This window comes from Lentimicrobiaceae bacterium (assembly GCA_023227965.1).
Lineage (GTDB): Bacteria > Bacteroidota > Bacteroidia > Bacteroidales > JALOCA01 > JALOCA01.
Genome location: JALOCA010000076.1, coordinates 1 through 3,182 on the forward strand (window position 1 = coordinate 1; position 3,182 = coordinate 3,182).

A 3,182-nucleotide genomic window follows, 5' to 3' on the forward strand; every position below is an offset into this window, starting at 1 on the left:
GGGTCGTCGGCAGCACCCGATGCAAAATCATATCCCTGTGTCTGTCGCAGGTTTACGGTATTACCGGTAAGCAGGTCTTCGAGTAGGATGGTAACACTTCCTTCGAAGGTGCTTTCGGTTACATTCAGACTGAAGTTCCCTCCCGTTCCGGCTTTAAATCCAAGGGAAACTATTGCTTCTTCCTGCGAATATGGCAAAGTGTTGATGGATAAAACTTCTCCAGAAGTGATGGAATAAAGCTGGGGAGCTTCTTCTATTCCCGAAAGCTTATAGGTATCGTACTGGTTGTCCCAACCTGTAGTGGCATCGCTGCGGAAGTTAATAAACGTTTCATCTTTATAACCGTTGCCGGTAACTTTGAGTGAAAGCAGGTCTTTTACCGGTGCTGCATCTTTGTAAAAATTCTGAGAATGGTGTACACGTGCATCTGCCGGAATGGTGAAGACCGGTGCTGCTGCATTGCTACGGATGAAGAATGCCTGTCCGGCAGGAATGATGCCATCGGTGAGAGATCCTATACCTGCTCCATTGCGGGTAAGATAATTACTGCCGTCCCAAACATATACGGATGCGTCAATGTTTGTTCGCGTCCAGCTTCCTGCACCCCAATCCAAAGCACAGGGAAAAGGATTTCCCGTGAGGTTCCAGCCATGGGCTAAATCGGTAAAAGACAATGCAGGTGTGGTGGTAGTATTCAGTGTGAGATCACTTGATGTTAACGTTCCGGTGAAAGGAATTGTGTTGGCTGTGGTAGTCCAAATCATAAAACCTTCGCCTGGATTAAGAGCCTTTGCCGGATCGAGGATGTAAGCAAAGTCGTTAGCCGGTTCGTTGAACGATTTAAGATAAATTTCGCCGCTCACCGCAGGGTTGGTAATTGAGAAAAGATAGGAAGTGTTTCCATTGGGTATGGCTGTTATGCTATGCCATGTATCGGGAGTGAGATAGCGTTCAACGGTGGTTGTCCCGCTGATGTTGGTGGTTCCGTCATTTAGCAGCGAACCGGTTCCGCCAGCATTGGATTTTATCAGTAAGTCCTGATTTATGGTAAGGCTTTTGCCGTTGTTGATAGTAAGGTTTGCACCGGAATTAATCGTAGCATTTTTACAGGCATAATTATCGGAAACAGTCAATGTGCCCGATGCTACTGTCATATCGGTAGTAGCGGCAGGAACACCATCACTCCATTTTTCGCTTTCAGTCCAGTTGCCAGTACCGTTCCAGATAGTGGTGGCGGAAGCATTAGTAGTAAACAAAACCTGATCACCATAACTTGTGCCGGCAGTATTGGTAGCATAGGCTTTTACATAGTAGGTTTGATTTGGCATTAGTCCGGTCATGGAAGCCGTAAATGCCCCTGTAGCCGAGGCTGCACCGTTATCCACTTTGTCGTCGGATATGGTGGGTGAACTGGTAGTATTCCAGCATACTCCGTGAGCTGTTGGATTGGGAATGCCAAGGTTGGTGATGTTGCCATTGCCGGTTGCTGTAGTTTTACCAATGTCAGAAACAGCTTGGGTGGTTACCGTTACAGGAGCCGACTCGGTTGCTATCCAGCGTGAAAAGCTGCTGAGTGAAGAGATAGTTATGGTATTGTTCTCTGTAGAAACCGTACCGCCTGCAAAGGCATAAGATGAACCGCCGTCGGATGATTTAAACAATTTAAGATTGCTTTCGGTTAGACCATTTAATTCTGAAGTCAGATAATTAAATGTTAAGGTAGCATTTAATCCGCTGTTTGTTGTAGGCGTAATATCATAATATCTGAGTATGCTGTTATTTCCACCCCAACTTTGATTCCCGTGGGCACGGGCGATGGTTGTGCTTCCCATATTGGCAGAAGTGGTAATCACTGCACCCAACCCTCCAACGTTTTGTGCATTCAAACTACTCAAGTTTCGTGTAGTAGTGATGCTTCCTGTTGCACCTGAGAAAATACCGCTACCTTCAATCAAATATCCTTCAGCACCAAGGGTAACCACCTGCCCGTTCAAATTCATGTTTTTTTCCAGAATGAGATTCCCATTTACGGTAATGCCTGAACCAAGCACCGGAGAAGAAGTGGAAGATACCATCAAGTTTTCAACCGTCGGAGTTCCGGAAATAGTTGCTTCAGAATTCCCAGCCCAGTTATAAATGCCTACGTTGTCGGAAGAGGCAGGTACTCCGTCGCTCCAGTTGGAAGCTGTACTCCAATCGCTGCTGGTAGTTCCGAGCCAGGTAGTAAAGGCTTCCGAATCGACCCAGTCTGTGGCTCCATCCATGTTGGTTAAAGTCCCATTGTAACTGTTTGAAGTAGCATCATAAAGTGTATTGCCCGAAGTTTCATTGAAACGATAATAAGCTACTAATCCACTTTCATCTCCGTTTAGTGAACGCATCATGCCTTCCCGTATTTCGGTTGCTGTGCGTACTTTGTTCCATACCCGGATTTCGTCCATCTTTCCACGAAAATATTTTTCACGGAACCAAGGCGCTGAACCTATTGTCAAGACATTCGAGTTATTCATGTCGGTGTTAACGGTTGATGTGGATATGACTTGTTTCCCGTTTATGTAAGCTTTTATACCATCAGAATAATTCCCCTTTTTCCAGGTAAAGGCTATATGGGTCCATTGGTTTAGCGGAATAGCATCTGAACTTGTAACGTTGTTTGACCCGCTATTAAATATTTCAGGATAGAGTTTATTTTGGTCCGAGATTCCTAAGCAAAAGCCACGTCTGGGGCTATTCGAATCGGCATCTCCGATAACTTTCTGATCGGTACCCGATAAAGTGCTGTAAACCCACATTTCAACAGTGATTTCAGTAAAACTTTGTGAAGCCATGCCTGGCACGGATACATAATCGTTTGTCCCGTCAAAATCAAGGGCATTATTATTCAAAGGTTGCCATATTCCGGTTCCCTGAATGTTAAAATTATACGGGTTTTCATTTGCATCGTTGTTGTTGATATTAACAGTGGTGCCCCGTGCGCCGGTAGCCGTAGGGTCAAACTCAATTGTAAAATCGGAAGAACCGCCTGCGGTAATGGTTGCTGAGGGCTGTGATGTTACGGTAAAATCTCCGGATTGTCCTCCTGAAAAAGTAACAGCACTGGCGCCAAGAGTTAATGTTTCATTCCCAGTATTTTGAATTGTGAAGGTTTTTGAAATAGTTCCACTGGGAATTAATTGGCTGCC

General features: G+C 45.2%; 1 protein-coding gene. It reads right to left on the reverse strand.

Annotation, left to right across the window (positions count from 1 at the left end; translation table 11 throughout):
• The coding region (locus tag M0R21_13740) for a choice-of-anchor D domain-containing protein (protein ID MCK9618885.1) at positions 1 to 3,182 on the reverse strand (3,182 nt) is incomplete at both ends.